This is a genomic window from Micromonospora sp. C28ISP2-4, from assembly GCF_030519385.1.
GTDB lineage: Bacteria > Actinomycetota > Actinomycetes > Mycobacteriales > Micromonosporaceae > Micromonospora > Micromonospora tulbaghiae.
This window is the reverse complement of the sequence record NZ_JAUMKG010000004.1, coordinates 436,960-451,463: the sequence shown is the minus strand read 5'-3', so window position 1 is coordinate 451,463 and position 14,504 is coordinate 436,960. Positions and strand designations below refer to the sequence as shown.

At 76.2% G+C, this 14,504-nt stretch carries 12 protein-coding genes; 7 read left to right on the top strand and 5 right to left on the bottom strand.

What is annotated here, in order from left to right:
• Positions 1-5: 5 nt before the first annotated feature.
• Entirely contained in the window at positions 6-3,116 is a 3,111-nt protein-coding gene (locus Q3W68_RS18330) for a BTAD domain-containing putative transcriptional regulator (RefSeq protein WP_302906588.1), read from the bottom strand.
• 109 nt (positions 3,117-3,225) lie between these two features.
• On the opposite strand from Q3W68_RS18330, the gene lnt reads away from it, so the two are divergent.
• The 3 genes from lnt to Q3W68_RS18315 are packed head-to-tail and all read left to right on the top strand — an operon-like array spanning position 3,226 to position 6,219.
• Entirely contained in the window at positions 3,226-4,830 is a 1,605-nt protein-coding gene (gene lnt / locus Q3W68_RS18325) for an apolipoprotein N-acyltransferase (RefSeq protein WP_302906587.1), read from the top strand.
• Positions 4,831-4,852: 22 nt separating this feature from the next.
• Positions 4,853-5,644 carry a polyprenol monophosphomannose synthase gene (locus Q3W68_RS18320; RefSeq protein WP_302906586.1) on the top strand — a complete coding sequence of 264 codons (792 nt, stop codon included), beginning with the start codon at positions 4,853-4,855 and terminating at the stop codon, positions 5,642-5,644.
• A gap of 53 nt (positions 5,645-5,697) precedes the next feature.
• On the top strand, positions 5,698-6,219 hold the full coding sequence (locus Q3W68_RS18315; RefSeq protein ID WP_302906585.1) for an FxsA family protein: 522 nt from the start codon (positions 5,698-5,700) through the stop codon (positions 6,217-6,219).
• Positions 6,220-6,282: 63 nt separating this feature from the next.
• Here the strand turns inward: Q3W68_RS18315 and Q3W68_RS18310 are convergent, their stop codons facing one another.
• Positions 6,283-6,624, bottom strand: a complete 342-nt coding sequence (locus Q3W68_RS18310) for an RNA polymerase-binding protein RbpA (RefSeq protein ID WP_007070998.1) — start codon at positions 6,622-6,624, stop codon at positions 6,283-6,285.
• 225 nt (positions 6,625-6,849) lie between these two features.
• Between Q3W68_RS18310 and Q3W68_RS18305 the strand changes: the two genes are divergently transcribed.
• Complete coding sequence (locus tag Q3W68_RS18305; protein WP_302906584.1) at positions 6,850-8,331, top strand: peptide MFS transporter; 1,482 nt, start codon at positions 6,850-6,852, stop codon at positions 8,329-8,331.
• 5 nt (positions 8,332-8,336) lie between these two features.
• Here the strand turns inward: Q3W68_RS18305 and Q3W68_RS18300 are convergent, their stop codons facing one another.
• The 3 genes from Q3W68_RS18300 to Q3W68_RS18290 all read right to left on the bottom strand — a co-directional run bounded on the left by Q3W68_RS18300 (position 8,337) and on the right by Q3W68_RS18290 (position 11,526).
• The gene (locus tag Q3W68_RS18300; protein WP_302906583.1) at positions 8,337-8,927 is read right to left on the bottom strand and encodes a pyridoxamine 5'-phosphate oxidase family protein; all 591 of its coding nucleotides are present in this window, start codon (positions 8,925-8,927) and stop codon (positions 8,337-8,339) included.
• Between the two features lie 61 nt (positions 8,928-8,988).
• The gene (locus Q3W68_RS18295) at positions 8,989-10,161 is read right to left on the bottom strand and encodes a hypothetical protein (RefSeq protein WP_302906582.1); all 1,173 of its coding nucleotides are present in this window, start codon (positions 10,159-10,161) and stop codon (positions 8,989-8,991) included.
• A 12-nt stretch (positions 10,162-10,173) separates the two neighbouring features.
• Positions 10,174-11,526, bottom strand: coding sequence for an MFS transporter (locus Q3W68_RS18290; RefSeq protein WP_302906581.1), 1,353 nt, complete (start codon positions 11,524-11,526; stop codon positions 10,174-10,176).
• A gap of 79 nt (positions 11,527-11,605) precedes the next feature.
• Between Q3W68_RS18290 and Q3W68_RS18285 the strand changes: the two genes are divergently transcribed.
• From Q3W68_RS18285 to Q3W68_RS18275, 3 genes are read left to right on the top strand one after another with little or no spacing between them, the layout of a single operon-like run.
• Positions 11,606-12,262, top strand: coding sequence for a TetR/AcrR family transcriptional regulator (locus tag Q3W68_RS18285; RefSeq protein ID WP_302906708.1), 657 nt, complete (start codon positions 11,606-11,608; stop codon positions 12,260-12,262).
• 54 nt (positions 12,263-12,316) lie between these two features.
• A complete protein-coding gene (locus tag Q3W68_RS18280; protein ID WP_302906580.1) occupies positions 12,317-13,624 on the top strand; it encodes an NAD(P)/FAD-dependent oxidoreductase in 1,308 nt (435 codons plus the stop codon).
• Positions 13,621-14,502 (top strand): SDR family oxidoreductase, encoded by an 882-nt coding sequence (locus tag Q3W68_RS18275; protein WP_302906579.1) that lies wholly within the window; start codon positions 13,621-13,623, stop codon positions 14,500-14,502. The genes Q3W68_RS18280 and Q3W68_RS18275 overlap by 4 nt, the downstream gene beginning before the upstream one ends.
• Positions 14,503-14,504: the final 2 nt, after the last annotated feature.

The window sequence follows — 14,504 nt, the reverse complement described above, 5'->3', positions numbered from 1 at the left end:
GCCGGTCAGCGGCCGTCGAGCAGCGCCAGCGCCCGCTGCCGGGGCAGGTTCGCGCCGCGGGCGTACGCGGTGGCGAACGCCGCCTCACCCAGGCGTTCCCGCAGCGTGGCGGCGGTGGGTGTGCCGGCCGGGGCGTCGGCGGCGCCGGTGCCGGCCAGCAGCGCCGCCGCCGCGCCCAGCAGCCGGGCCGCCGACTCGGGGTCGCCGTCGCGCAGCAGCGGCCCGGCCAGCCCGTCGGCCGCCGCGGCCACCACCGGCGCGTCCCACACCCCGGCTCCGGCGGTGAGGACCTGCCGGTAGTGGGCGCGCGCGACCGCCGGGTCGCCGGCGGCGTCGGCGAGCTGCCCGAGCGTGACCAGCGCCGCCAGCCGCACCACCTCGGCGCCGAACCAGCCCGACGGGCACTGCGCGACCGCCAGTTCGCACAGCGCCCGCGCCCGCTGCGGGTCGCCGTCGCGGCGGGCGATCTCGCCGAGCCCCAGATGCGCGGCGGCGACCAGCTCCGGCGCGCCGGCCGGCCCGGCGATGCGCCGCACCCGCCGGTAGTCCTCGGCCGCGCCGGCGAGGTCACCGGCGACCAGCCGCCCGTCGGCGCGGGTACGCAGCAGCTCCGCCAGGTCCAGGGTGGAGCCGAGCTGCTCGGCCAGGTCCAGCGCCTCCGCCATCGGCGCGGCCGCCGACGCGACGTCGCCGGCGCGGTAGGCGGCCTCGGCGCGGGTGGACAGCGTCACGATCATGCCCCAGCGGTCTTCGAGGGCCCGGAAGCCGGCCAGCGCGGCGTCCAGCTCGGTGCGGGCCTGCTCGTGGCGGCCGTGCAGCAGGCTGACCATCGCCGTGCCCAGCAGGCCCAGCGCCCGGCTCCACGGGTCGGTGCCGAGCAGCCGGTCCCGGACGGCCTGCTCGTGCAGCGCCGCCGCGTCCTCCGGTGACGGGGGGCCGCTGGCCATGCCGGACAGGTACAGCAGGAACGGGTGCCGGGGCGGCCGCGCCGATGTCCACAGGATCCGCGAGGCGGCGTCCACCTCGCTGCGGTCGCCGCCGCCGGCCAGCGTGGCGACCAGCAGGCTGAGCGCGTACTCCTCGGCCAGGCCGTCGGGCGGGCCGTCGAGCCGGTCGACCAGCCGCCGGGCCAGCGCCGCGCCCTCCCCGCGCAGGCCCCGCAGCCACCAGTAGAACGCCAGCGCCGCGACCAGCCGCAACCCGGTGGGCGTGTCGGCGTGCCGCAGCGCGGCGTGCAGGTCGTCGCGCGCGGCGTCCAGGCGGCGCAGCCACCGGTCCTGGCCGCCGCCGCGCAGGCCCGCGTCGCCGGCCAGCGCCAGATCCAGGAAGTACGCGGCGTGCGCGTCCCGCACCCGCGCCGTCTCGCCGTGCTCGGCCAGCCGGGCGGAGGCGAACTCGCGGATCGTCTCCAGCATCCGGTAGCGCCCGCCGGTGGCCTCCACCAGCGACTTGTCCACCAGGCCGGTGAGCACGTCCAGGACGTCGCCGGTGTCCGGCGCGCAGACCGCCTGCACGGCGGCCAGGTCGGCGGCGCCGGCGAACACGCTCATCCGGGCGGCCAGCCGCCGCTCCGGCTCGTCGAGCAGGTCCCAGCTCCACCCGACGACCGCCTCCAGCGTGCGGTGCCGGGGCGCCGCGGTGCGGTCACCGCGGCGCAGCAGCCGGAACCGGTCGTCCAGACGCGCCGCGACCTGCGTCACCGGCAGGGCCCGCAGCCGCGCCGCGGCCAGCTCCAGGGCCAGCGGCAGCCCGTCGAGGGTACGGCAGATCCGCAGCACCGCCGGGGTGGTGGCGTCGTCGAGGGTGAACCCGGGCGACACGTCGGCGGCCCGGTCGGTGAACAGCCGCACCGCCGGGTACGCGGCTGCCGTCTGCGGCGCGGCCGGCCCGTCCGGGGCGGGCAGCCCGCCGACCGGGCACAGCGCCTCGCCGGTGAGGCCCAGCGGTTCCCGGCTGGTGGCGAGCACCCGCAGCGCGGGCGCGGCGGTGAGCAGCCGGCCGGTCAGCCGGGCCGCGTCGTCGATCACGTGTTCGCAGTTGTCCAGCACCAGCAGCAGCCGCCGGTCGGCAAGCGCCGCGACCAGCCGGTCGGTCAGGTCGGCCGGGCCGCCGGGTGTGCGCAGGCCGGCGTCGCGCAGGGCCAGCGCGGCCAGCACGGCCGGCGCGACCGGCGCCCCGGGTGTCACAGCGGCCAGCTCCACCAGGCACACCGGCCCGTCGTGGCCGGACGCGACTGTGGTGGCCAGTCGGGTCTTGCCGGCGCCGCCCGGCCCGTGCAGGGTCACCAGCCGCGCCGAGCCGAGCAGCTCGTGCACGCGCCGCAGCTCCGGTTCCCGGCCGACGAAACTGGTGAGCGGGCTGGGCAGCCGGGCGGGCGGCGCGGCGTCGTCGCGCAGCAGCGCGGTGTGCAGCGCGACCAGCTCCGCCGACGGGTCGGTGCCCAGTTCCTCGGCCAGTACCCGGCGGGCGTCGGCGTAGGCGGCGAGGGCCTCGGCGCGGCGGCCGGCGCTGTGCAGGGCACGCATCAGCAGCCCGTGCAGCCGTTCCCGTAGCGGATGCGCCGCCACCAGGTCTCGAAGCTCGGCGATCAGCGGCGCGCCGGCCGGCGCCAGCGCCAGCTCCGCCTCGACGCGGTCCTCGACAGCGGCCAGCCGGGCGTCCCGCAGCCGGGCCGCCTCGGCGTCGGCGAACGGCGCGCCGGTCACGTCCGCGAGGGGTTCGCCGCGCCACAGGCCGAGCGCGTCGCGCAGCAGCGCCGCCGCGCCGGCCGGATCACCGGCGGCGAGCGCCGCGCGGCCGGCCGCCGCCAGGGCGGTGAACCGGTGCACGTCGACGCGTTGCGGGTCGACGGCCAGCCGGTAGCCGGCCGGACCGAACTCGATCCGCGCGTCCGGCAGCAGCCGCCGCAGCCGCGACACCTGCGACTGCAGGGCGTTCGCGGCCTGCTCGGGTGGCCGGTCGCCGTACACGCCGTCGACGAGGCGCTGCGGCGCCACGGTGCGGCCGGCGTCGAGCAGCAGCAGCACCAGCAGCGCGCGCAGCCGCCCGCCGGCGACGGGCAGCACGCTGCCGTCGGCCGCGTACGCCTGGGTCGCGCCGAGCACACCGAACCGCATGCGCCGATTGTCGCCTGTCCCCGCCGCGCCGGTGGCACGCCCCACACCGGTTCGGCCGCCCGCCGGTACGGGCGGGTAGCCTTCGGCCCGTGATCGTGGGGAGAAGCCGGTGACGACGCTGGACCGGGAACAGCCGCGTGCCACCGACGGGGCACCCGGTGACGGCGGCGCGCGTCCCCTGCCGCTGACGCTGGCCGTGCCGGCCACCGTGCTCGCCGGGGTGGCGTTGCTGCTGGCGTTCCCGCCGTACGGGTGGTGGCCGCTGGCGCCGGTCGGTGTGGCGTTGCTGGCCGCCGCCGTGCACCGGCGGCGGCTGCGCGCCGGCGCCGGGCTGGGCTTCCTGACCGGGGTGGCGTTGTTCGCGCCGCTGCTGGAGTGGACGAACCTGCACACCGGCTACCTGCCGTGGGCGCTGCTGTCGCTGCTGCAGGCCGCCTATCTGGCGCTGCTGGGCGCCGCCACCGCCTGGGCGTCGCCGCTGGCGGACCGGCACCGGGCGGCGTGGCCGCTGCTCACCGGCGTGCTGTGGGTGGGGCAGGAGGCGCTGCGCGACCGCACCCCGTTCGGCGGGTTCCCGTGGGGGCGGCTGGCGTTCAGCCAGGACACCTCGCCGCTGCTGAAGCTGGCAGCGCTCGGCGGCGCCCCGCTGGTGACGTTCGCCGTCGCGGTCGCCGGCGGACTGCTGGTCACCGCCGCGTGGCGGGACTGGGGGCGTGCGCCCGGGCAGTGGCGGCCCGTCGCCGGGCTCACCGCCGCGCTGGTGGCGCTGCTCGCCGCCGGCACGGCCGTGCCGGCCGGGGTACGCGGCGCGGGCGACACCGTCACCGTCGCGATCGTGCAGGGCAACGTGCCGCGCCTCGGGCTGGACTTCAACGCCCAGCGGCAGGCGGTGCTGAACAACCACGTCGACGCGACGCTGGACCTGGCGCGGCGGGTCGCCGAGGGTGGGCAGGAGCGGCCCGACGTGGTGGTGTGGCCGGAGAACTCCAGCGACATCGACCCGCTGCGCAACCCGGGCGCGGGGGAGCGGATCTCCCAGGCCGCGGACGCGATCGGCGCGCCGATCCTGGTCGGCGCGGTGCTGGTCGGGCCCGGCCAGGGTGAGGTGCGCAACGCGGGGCTGCTGTGGCGGCCGGGCACCGGCCCGGACCTGGAGCAGGTGTACACGAAGCGGCATCCGGTGCCGTTCGCCGAGTACGTGCCGCTGCGGTCCGTCGCCCGCAAGGTCAGTTCCCAGGTCGACCGGGTCCGGTCCGATTTCGTACCCGGTGACCGTCCCGGCGTGTTGAACACCGGTCCGGCCGTGCTCGGCGACGTGATCTGCTTCGAGGTGGCGTACGACGGCATCGTCCGGGACACCGTCACCGGCGGCGCGCAGCTGCTGGTGGTGCAGACCAACAACGCCACGTTCGACGTGGCCGAGGCCCGCCAGCAGCTGGCCATGGTGCGACTGCGTGCCGTGGAGCACGGCCGGGCCGCGTTGATGGCCTCCACGGTCGGGGTGTCCGGGTTCGTTTCCCCGGACGGGCGGGTAGACGGTGCGACCGGGTTCAACACCGCCGCGGTGGTGGTGCGGCAGATGGAACTCGGCAACGGGCGTACCCCCGCGACCACGGCCGGGGTGTGGCCGGAGGTGGCGCTGACGGCGCTGGCGGTCGTGGCCCTGGCCGGCGCGGCTGTGCTGCGCCGCCGCCGGGAGGTCACTCCCGGCTGAGCCGACGAGAGGCGGTGCGACGGTGGGCGGGGCAGCCGACAGGCGGACGGGCGGCCATCCCGGGGTGGGGCGGGTCCTTGTGGTCATCCCCACCTACAACGAGGCCGACAACGTCGGGCGCATCGTCGCCCGGGTACGCGCGGCGGCGCCGGCGGTGGACGTCCTCGTCGCCGACGACAACAGCCCCGACGGCACCGGCGCGATCGCCGACACCCTCGCCGCGGGCGACCCGCGGGTGCACGTGCTGCACCGGGAGGGCAAGGAAGGGCTCGGCGCGGCCTACCTGGCCGGGTTCGCCTGGGCGCGCACCCGCGGCTACGACGCGGTGGTGGAGATGGACGCCGACGGCTCGCACGCCCCGGAGGACCTGCCGGCGCTGCTGCACGCCGCCCGCGACGCCGACGTGGTGATCGGCTCCCGGTGGACCCGGGGCGCGCGGGTGCTGAACTGGCCGTGGCGGCGGCTGCTGCTGTCCCGGGTGGGCAACCTGTACGCGCGGCTGGCGCTGGGCATGCCGGTCAGCGACGCCACCGGCGGGTACCGGGTGTACCGGTCGAGCGCGCTGGACGCCATCGATCTGGACTCGGTGCGGTCCCAGGGGTACGCGTTCCAGGTGGAGCTGTCGCGGCTGGCGCACCGCGCCGGGGTGCGGATCGTGGAGGTGCCGATCACGTTCGCCGAGCGGGAACACGGCGACAGCAAGATGAGCCCGCTGATCGTGGCGGAGGCGCTGTGGCGGGTCACCCGCTGGGGGGTGCGGGACCGCCTGGCGACCGCGTCCGCCCGCCCGGATGCGCTCGCGCGCTGGCCTTGAGCGAGGGCGTGTCATGCTTGAGGTGCGTGATGACCCCGGGCTGATGAGGTGAGATGCGCCGAGGACTGAAGTACGTACCACCGGCCCTGCTGCTGCTCGCGCTGCTGGAGCTGACCGTTTTCGTGCTGGTCGGCCGGGCGATCGGGTTCGGCGCGGCGGTGCTGCTGGTGTTCGGGGCGTCCCTGCTGGGCCTGGTGCTGCTGCGCCGCGAGGGGATGCGGGCGTGGCGGAGTTTCCGGGCCGCCGCCCAGGCGGGCCGCCCGCCGGGGCCGGAGGTGACCGACGGGCTGGTCGGGCTGCTGGGTGCGCTGCTGCTGGCGCTGCCGGGCCTGGTCAGCGGCGTGGCGGGCCTGCTGCTGCTGGTGCCGCCGCTGCGGCGGCTGGCCGGTGGCGGGGTGCGGCGGGCCACCGAGCGGCGGGTGTCGTCGATGGTCGCCGGTGACCTGTTCGGGCCGCGCCGGGTGCGCGTGTACCGGGGTGCGCCGCAGCCGGCCCCGGAGCCCACGCCCACGCCGTCGCCGCAGCCGGTCACCGACCCGGGCAAGGCCATCGAGGGCGAGATCGTCGACCGCTGAGCCGGCGGAGACAGCGAAACGCCCCCGGGTGATCCCGGGGGCGTTTCGGCGCGTTACGGACGGTCAGGCGCGACCGCGGCGGGTCCGGACCTCCTGGAGCCGCTCGGCGAGGATGTCCTCCAGCTCGGCGATCGAGCGCCGCTCCAGCAGCATGTCCCAGTGGGTACGCGGCGGCTTGGCCTTCTTCTGCTCCGGCTCGGTGCCGTCGACCAGGCGGGCGACGCTGCCGTCGAACTTGCACTCCCAGGTCGTCGGGACCTCGGCGTCGACGGCGAACGGCACCTCGAACTGGTGGCCCTTGGCACAGAGGTACTCGCGGGTCTGACGCGGCGCGAGCTCCGTGTTGCGGTCGGATTCGTAGCTGACCGCGCCCAGTCGGCTACCGCGCAGCATGCGCTCGCCCATGATCGACTTCCCCTCGTTCGTGGTGCTGGTCTTCAGGTGTAACGACCGGTCACCGCTCGCCCATTCCCCGGCCCACGGCGGCAGAGCCGTACGCGGGTCGGGAGTGTCAAGGGTAACCGGCCATGACAGCTGCCCGGCGGGGTCGTCCCCGGCCGGGCCGAATCGGTGGAGTGTTTCGCCTGTCAACGGGGATGTTACCCACCTGTTTGCGTGCCGGAGGTGACGATGAGCAGTGACGCGCCGGTCGGGGCCCGACCACCAGCCGGGAAGACCTTCTTCGGTCACCCGCGCGCGTTGTCCACGCTCTTCCTCACCGAGATGTGGGAGCGGTTCAGCTTCTACGGCATGCGGGCGATCCTCGTGCTGTACCTGACCGCCGCCGTCGCCGACGGCGGGCTGGACCTCGCCGAGTCCAGCGCCAACGCCGTGTACGGCACCTACAACGCCATGGTCTACCTGATGGCGCTGCCCGGCGGCTGGGTCGCCGACCGGCTGATCGGCGCGCGGCGCAGCGTGCTGTGGGGCGGCGTGGTGATCGCCGCCGGTCACTACGTGATGGCGATCCCCACCGGGTGGAGCGTGTTCGCCGGCATGGCGCTGATCGTGCTCGGCACCGGCCTGCTCAAGCCGAACATCTCCACCATGGTCGGCGACCTGTACGAGCGCGACTCACCCCGGCGCGACGCCGGGTTCTCCATCTTCTACATGGGCATCAACCTGGGCGCGTTCATCGCGCCGCTGATCACCGGCTTCCTCGGCGAGAAGGTCGACTGGCATCTGGGGTTCGGCGCCGCCGCTGTCGGCATGACCTTCGGCGTGCTCCAGTACGTGCTGGGCCGGCGCAACCTGGGCGACGCGGGCGCCCGCCCGGCGGACCCGCTGCTCGGCGCCGACCGGCGGCGCGCGCTGACCCGCATCGGCGTGGCGAGCGTCGTGGTGCTCGCCGTCCTGCTGGTGCTGTTGGTGGCCGGCTGGTTCACCGTCGACACGGTGGTCAATCTGCTGACCGTGGTGACGGTGCTGGTGACCGTCGGCTACTTCGCGCGGATCCTCACCGACCGGGAGATCAGCGGCACCGAACGCAGCCGGATGAAGGCGTACGTGTGGCTGTTTCTGTTCGCCGCCTCGTTCTGGCTCATCTACGACCAGGCCGGGTCGGTGCTGAACATCTTCGCCGCCGACCAGACCGACCGCTCGGTCGGCGGGTTCACGTTCCCGGCGTCCTGGTTGCAGTCGGTGAACCCGATCCTGATCATCATCGGCGCGCCGCTGGCCGCCGCGCTGTGGCTCAAACTCGGGCATCGGGTGTCCACGCCCACGAAGTTCGCCGTCGGCCTCGTGCTCAACGGCCTGTCGTTCGTGCTGATGGCCGCCGCCGCGCAGGCCGCCGTCGGCGGCGACCTGGTCTCACCGCTGTGGCTGGTCGCGGTGTACGCGATCCAGGTCGCCGGTGAGCTGTCGCTGAGCCCGGTCGGCCTGTCGGCCACCACGAAACTCGCCCCGGTCAAGTACGCCAGCCAGATGCTGGGCCTGTGGTTCCTCGCCACCGCCGTCGGCGACGCCATCGGCGGCCAGGTGGCCCGGCTGGCCGACACCTGGTCCCAGCCGATGTACTTCCTGACCTTCGGGCTGGCCTCGGTGGTGCTGGGCCTGGCCGCGGTGATGTTCACCCGCCAGATCCGGCAGCTGATGGCCGGCATCCACTGACCGGCTCACACCGCCGGGGTCGGCGGCAGCGGCAACGGCAGGCCGGGCAGCCCGTCGATGCTGGTGGCGACGTGGTCCTTGCCGGCGAAGTACGCGCTCAACGACGCGTCGTCCTCCCGGGCGAACCGGCGTTCGTGCAGGTCCCGGTCGGCGTCGTAGGTCATGAACGGCACCGCGTAGCCGCAGGTGTCGCGGATCAGCTCGGCGCGCACGACGATGATCGCGCGCAGCCCGTGCGGACCCGGGTCGATGTCCGGGAAGTGGGTCAGCAGGCCGGGCCAGCGCGGATCGTCGCGGAACACCGGCTCACCGCGCCCGTGCACCCGCACGATGTTCGGCGGGCCGGCGAACGCGCACCACATCAGCGTGACCCGGCCGTTCTCCCGCAGGTGGGCGATGGTCTCGGCGTTGCTGCCGGCGAAGTCGAGGTAGGCCACCGTGCGCTCGTCGAGCACCGCCAGGCAGCCGCGCAGCCCTTTCGGGGAGAGGTTGACAGTGCCGTCACCGGACAGCGGGGCGGTGGCGACGAAGAACATCGGCTGCGCCTCGATGAAGTCCCGCAGCCGGCCGTCGATGCGCTCGTACGTCTTTCCCATGCCCCCGATCCTCGCCGGGGACCCGGGTACGGCGCTGCCCCGTTCCCAGCCCGTGGCCGCCTCAGCCGGTACGCGTGCCGAGCCGCGCCAGTGCCGTGGCCAGATCGCTGACCTGGTCGGCGAGCTGCCCGGCGCGGCGCTGCGCGGCGTCCCGGTCCGCCTCGATCACCGCTGTCCGCGCGGCAAGGTCGGCCGCCCGGGCCTCGGCGGCGCTTGCGGCACGCCGCGCGTCGGCCAGTTCCGCGGCGAGCGCGTCCCGCTCGGCGGTACGGGCGGCGGCCTGCTCCGCAGCGGCGGCCACGTCCGCGCGGGCCCGCTCGACCGATGCGGCAGCCTCGGCGCGCACGCGCTCCAGCGCCGCCTCGGCGTCGGCGCGTGCCACGTCGGCGCGGTCCCGTTCGGCCCGGGCCTGCTGAGCGGCGGCCGCCTGCGCGTCGGCCCGCTCGGTGGCGACCCGGGCCGCGCGCTCCGCCTCGGCGGCCCGCCCCTGGGCGGCCTGCGCCTCGGCGCGGGAATGTTCGGCCCGGTCCAGGGCTTCGGTGGTGGAGCGGGTGGCCCGTTCGGCGTCGGCCCGGACGGTATCCCGTTCGGCGGTCAGCTCGGCCGCCCGGCGGCGTTCGGCGTCGCGTTCGGTGCGTACCGTGCGCAGTTCGTGCCGGGCGGCGTCGCGGTCGCGTTCGGCCTGCACGCGCAGCGCCTGCGCGGCGCCCGCCTCGGCGCGCGCGGCGTCGCGGGCTTCCTCGGCGGCGGTGGCCCGCTCGGCGGCGGCGGACGCGGCGGCCTCCGCGCGTTCGGCGCGGTCGGCGGCGGCGTCGCGTTCGGCGTACGCGGCGCGGGCCTGCTGCCGGTCGCGGGCCGCCGCCGCGGTGGCGTCCTCGGCCTCGCGGCGGGCCTCGTCACGTTCGGCGTGCGCCGCCGCGACCTGCGCGGCGGTCTCCGCGCGCAGCTCGGCGAGCTGCCGCTCCACACCGGCCGGTGACAGTTCGGCGTGCAGCGCCTCGGTGAGCGTCTCCACGATCTGGTCGAGCCGGTCCACCGCCTCCCAGGTGCGCGCCACCTGCCCGGGCAGGCCGGGGGAGTTGCGGTGGCGCATCCGTGAGTTGCGGGCGGCCCGCTGGCAGGCGCCGTCGTTGTCCCGGCAGTAGCGGAACGGGCGGCCCGCGCCGACGCGTTGCGGCACGTCGCGTCCGCAGTGGGCGCAGGGGCGGGTGTCGGCGGCGGGCTCGGCGTCCATCGGGGGCGAAGTCTATCCGGCGGCGTCGGCCCGGGCCGCGCCGTCGAGGGTGTAGCGGCGTTGCAGCAGCACCGCGACCACCATCACGGCCGCGGGCAGCAGGCCGAAGCCGTAGCGCAGCGCGTCCAGCGCGGCCGGGGACTGGGTCACGGTCTGCCCGGCGGTCGAGGCCACGAACCCGCCGGCGGCGAGGCACAACGCGTACGCGTAGGGGCCGAGCGCCGCGCCGGTGGCCTCGGTGGCGGTCCACACCCCGGTGTACGTGCCGGCCCGCTCGGTGCCGCCGGCCGCCCGGATCACGTCGGGCAGCATCGAGAACGGCAGCAGTTGCATGCCGGCGAACGCCACCCCGAGCACCGCCACGGCGGCCACCAGCACCGGCAGCCCGGCCGGGCGGCCGATCGCCAGCACCAGCGACCCGGCGGCGAACGCCACCTGCCCGGCCAGCAGGGCACGTTGCTTGCCGATCCGCCGCGCCACCGCCAGCCAGCCCGGAGTGACCAGCAGCGCCGGCGCGACGAACGCGGCCACCAGCACCGTGGTGATCCCGGGGCGGCCCAGCTCGTACTCGGCGTAGTAGGGCACACCGGCCAGCACCAGGTGGGTGGTGGTGGACATGGCCAGGTACGCGCCGACCAGCCAGCGGAACTGCCGGTCCCGCAGGCTGGCCGCCAGCGCCCGCCACCCGCCCGGGCCGTGCGGCGGTGCCGTGTCGGCGGCGCTCCGGCGCAGCCGGCCGATCCCGGCGACGCCCACCACCATCGCGGCGAGCATCCCTGCCGCCAGCACCACACCCATCCGCAGGTAACCGTCGCGGGTGGCGTCGTCGCCACCGGCCAGCAGTGGCGCGAGCAGCCCGGAGACCAGGATGCCGAGCGTCAGCACGACCATCCGGAACGCCATCAGCCGGGTCCGCTCGTGGTAGCCGATCCGCAGGTCCGCCGGGGTCGCCAGGTAGGGCACCTGGTACGCGGCGAACAGCAGGTTGCCGGCGACGAAGAACACCGCGACCCAGCCCGCGGCGGCGGCGCCGGTGAGGTCGCCGGGCACCGCGAACAGCGCGGCGAACGCCAGCGGCAGCACGCACCCGGCCAGCAGCAGCCGGCGGCGGTGGCCCCGGCGGGCCTGCTCCACGTCGCAGCGGTGCCCGATCCACGGGTGCAGCAGCACGTCGGCGATCTTCGGCAGCAGCAGGGTGAGCCCGGCCAGCCACGGCGCGACCGCCAGCACGTCGGTCAGGAAGTAGAGCAACAGCAGCCCGGGCACGGTGACCCAGACGCCCATGCCGAGCGAGCCGGTGGCGAACCCGACGAGCGGGCCGCGCGGCAGGGTGACCGCGTCGGAGCGCTGATCCAGCCCGGTCATGGCGGTCTCCTGTCCTCGGGGCACGCCGCCCCCAATCCAACGGTTGCTGGATTGTAGGGGGAACAATGGCCGGATGACCATGCCTCGCCGCCGACCGGGCCGGCCCCGCCGCGACGACCAGCGGCCGACCCGTGACCTGGTGCTCGCCGCCGCCACCGCGTTGTTCGCCGAGCGGGGCTTCGACGCGGTGAGCGTCCGCGACGTCGCCGCCGCGGCCGGCGTGGACGCGGCCACCGTCGTGCACCACACCGGCACCAAGGCGCAGCTCTACGACGCCTGCTTCGCCCGGGTGTTCAGCGCCGAGCGGGAGGTCATCGAGGCGGCCGGGGAACGCGCCCGGACGGCCCTGACGGCCGGGCCGCCCGACGCGCTGCGGGCGCTGCACGACCTGGTGGACGTGTTCGTCGACTTCCTGGAGGACCGGCCGGAGACGACGGCGCTGTGGCTACGCCGCTGGCTGGAGCCGCAGCGGCACGGTGAGCTGGACCGCCGCTACGCCGCGCCGCTGTACGGGCTGGTCGAGGAGCTGCTGGTGGCCGCGGCGGGGGCCGGCGCGCTGACCGAGCCGACGCCGCACGTGACGGTGCGCTCCCTGGTGTGGGCGGTGCACGGGCACGTGGTGGCGCTGGCCGCCGGGACCGGCTCGGGCGCGCGGGAGCGGCGTGAGTTCCGGGCGTTCGTGCACCGGTTCCTCGACGCGCTGTACGACGGCGGCCCGGGAGGCCTCCGCCCTTGACGCCGGCCTCCGCTCCGGGGATTATCCATCGGTCGTTGGATTAAGGAGGCGGGCATGGCCGTACCGAGGGTCGCCGTCGTCGGCGCCGGAGCCGCCGGGCTGGCCACACTCAAGGCGCTCACCGACGCCGGTGTCCCGGCGATCGCGTTCGAGGCGGCCGACGCGCTCGGCGGCCTCTGGGTGTACGGCGCGCCCGGCTCGCCCGCGTACCGGACGCTGCACCTGAACACCAGCAAGGGGCGCACCGAGTTCGCCGACCACCCGATGCCGGCCGACTGGCCCGACTACCCCGACCACACCCGCGTCGCCGGCTACCTCGGCGACTACGCCGACCGGTTCGGGCTGCGCGACGCGGTACGGCTGCGGCACACCGTCGAGCGGGTCGCCCGCACCGGCGACGGCTGGCGGGTGCGCGCCACCGGCCCGGACGGCCCGGTCGCTGTCGACGTCGAGGCGGTGGTGGTCGCCAACGGGCACAACCGGGTGCCGAAGCGACCCGAGCCGTACCCGGGGGAGTGCACGGCCGAGCAGATGCACAGCCACGACTACCGCGGCCCGGAGCAGCTCGCCGGGCGCCGGGTGCTCGTGGTCGGCGGCGGCAACTCCGCCATGGACATCGCGGTCGACGCCTCGTACGCCGCCGCGCGCACGCTGCTGTCGCTGCGCCGCGGCGTGTGGGTGGTGCCCAAGTACCTGCTCGGCCGCCCGTCGGACACGCTCAACGGCGCGCTGGCCCGCCGGCTGCCCTGGCGGCTGCGGCAGCGGATCAGCCAGACCATGATCACCACCGCGGTCGGGCCGCCCACCCGGTACGGGCTGCCCGCACCGGCGCACGGCTTCCTCCAGGACCACCCGACGCTGTCCGACGCGCTGCTGTCCCGGCTCACCCACGGCGACATCCAGGCCCGCCCCGGCATCGCCCGCTTCGACGGCAACCGGGTCGAGTTCACCGACGGCCGCCACGACGAGGTCGACCTGGTCGTCTGGTGCACCGGCTACCGGGTCGAGATGCCGTTCCTCGACCCGGCGCTGCTCGGTGACGGCGCGGACCGGCTGCCGCTGTACCGGCACGTGTTCCACCTGGACGCCCCCGGGCTGGCGTTCGTCGGGCTCATGCAGTCCACCGGCGCGGCGTTCCCACTGGTCGAGGCGCAGGCCCGGCTGGTGGCCGCGCGGCTGGCCGGCACCTGGGCGCCACCGGACGCGGCCCGCCAGGCAGCCGCCTGCCGCGACGAACTGCGCGCCGCCACCGCCCGGTGGGGCCAGCGGCGTCCGCACATGCGCGTCGACTTCGACGTCTACCTGGCCGAGCTGGGCCGCGAACTGGCCGCCGGCCGGCGTCGCGCCGGAGCGGCACGATGAGCGCGGCGGGCCGGGACCCGGCCGACGGGTCGATGCGGACCGGAACCGAAGCGGTACGCGGGCTGGCCGGGCGGCGGGTGCTGGTCACCGGCGCCCGGGGCACGTTCGGGCAGCACCTGGGCGCGGCGCTCACCGCCGCCGGCGCGCACGTGATCGGGCTGGACCTGCACGCCGACGCCGACGCCACACCGCCGGTGCTCGGCGTCGACCTGACCGACCCGGCCGCGACGCCGCCGGCGGTGGCCGCCGCCGTCGACCGGCTCGGCGGGCTGGACCTGCTGGTCAACAACGCCGGTGTGGGCGGACCCGCCCCCGCCGAGCTGCCGCCGGACGAGGTGGTCCGCCGCCAGATCGAGGTGAACCTGCTCGCCGCCTGGCGGACCACGGCCGCCGCGATGCCAGCCCTGGAGGCCGCCCGCGGGCGGGTGATCTTCGTGGCCAGCCGGATGGCGGTGCTGCCGCTGCCGCTGGCCGCCGCGTACGGGGTCAGCAAGCGGGCGCTCGTCGCGTACGCCGACGCGCTGCGCCACGAGGTCGGTACCCACGTCGGCGTCAGCGTCGTCTACCCCAGCATGGTCGCCTCTCCGATCCACGACAGCACCGTGGCGGCCGGGCTGTCGCTGAGCGGGGTGTCGCGGCCGGAGCCGGTCGAGGGGGTGGTGGCCGCGATCCTGCGCGCCGCCACCGCCCGGCGCGCCCCACGGGACGTCGCCACCACCCGGCGCGGCCGGATCGAGATGGCGCTGGCCCGGCACGCTCCGGCGCTGGCCGACCGGATGGTGCGCCGTACCGTCGCCGGACGGCTGGCCGCCGGCGACCTGGACGGTGCGGCGCTGGCCGCGGGCATGGTCCGACGGCACCGGCAGGACCGCCGGTAGCC

Excerpts from the sequence above, each read along its gene's own strand:
- Q3W68_RS18290 (WP_302906581.1), bottom strand. The coding sequence starts at position 11,526 with ATGACCGGGCTGGATCAGCGCTCCGACGCGGTCACCCTGCCGCGCGGC.
- Q3W68_RS18300 (WP_302906583.1), bottom strand. The coding sequence starts at position 8,927 with ATGGGAAAGACGTACGAGCGCATCGACGGCCGGCTGCGGGACTTCATC.
- Q3W68_RS18310 (WP_007070998.1), bottom strand. The coding sequence starts at position 6,624 with ATGGGCGAGCGCATGCTGCGCGGTAGCCGACTGGGCGCGGTCAGCTAC.
- Q3W68_RS18330 (WP_302906588.1), bottom strand. The coding sequence starts at position 3,116 with ATGCGGTTCGGTGTGCTCGGCGCGACCCAGGCGTACGCGGCCGACGGC.
- Q3W68_RS18315 (WP_302906585.1), top strand. The coding sequence starts at position 5,698 with ATGCGCCGAGGACTGAAGTACGTACCACCGGCCCTGCTGCTGCTCGCG.
- Q3W68_RS18285 (WP_302906708.1), top strand. The coding sequence starts at position 11,606 with ATGCCTCGCCGCCGACCGGGCCGGCCCCGCCGCGACGACCAGCGGCCG.
- Q3W68_RS18305 (WP_302906584.1), top strand. The coding sequence starts at position 6,850 with ATGAGCAGTGACGCGCCGGTCGGGGCCCGACCACCAGCCGGGAAGACC.
- Q3W68_RS18275 (WP_302906579.1), top strand. The coding sequence starts at position 13,621 with ATGAGCGCGGCGGGCCGGGACCCGGCCGACGGGTCGATGCGGACCGGA.
- Q3W68_RS18280 (WP_302906580.1), top strand. The coding sequence starts at position 12,317 with ATGGCCGTACCGAGGGTCGCCGTCGTCGGCGCCGGAGCCGCCGGGCTG.
- Q3W68_RS18295 (WP_302906582.1), bottom strand. The coding sequence starts at position 10,161 with ATGGACGCCGAGCCCGCCGCCGACACCCGCCCCTGCGCCCACTGCGGA.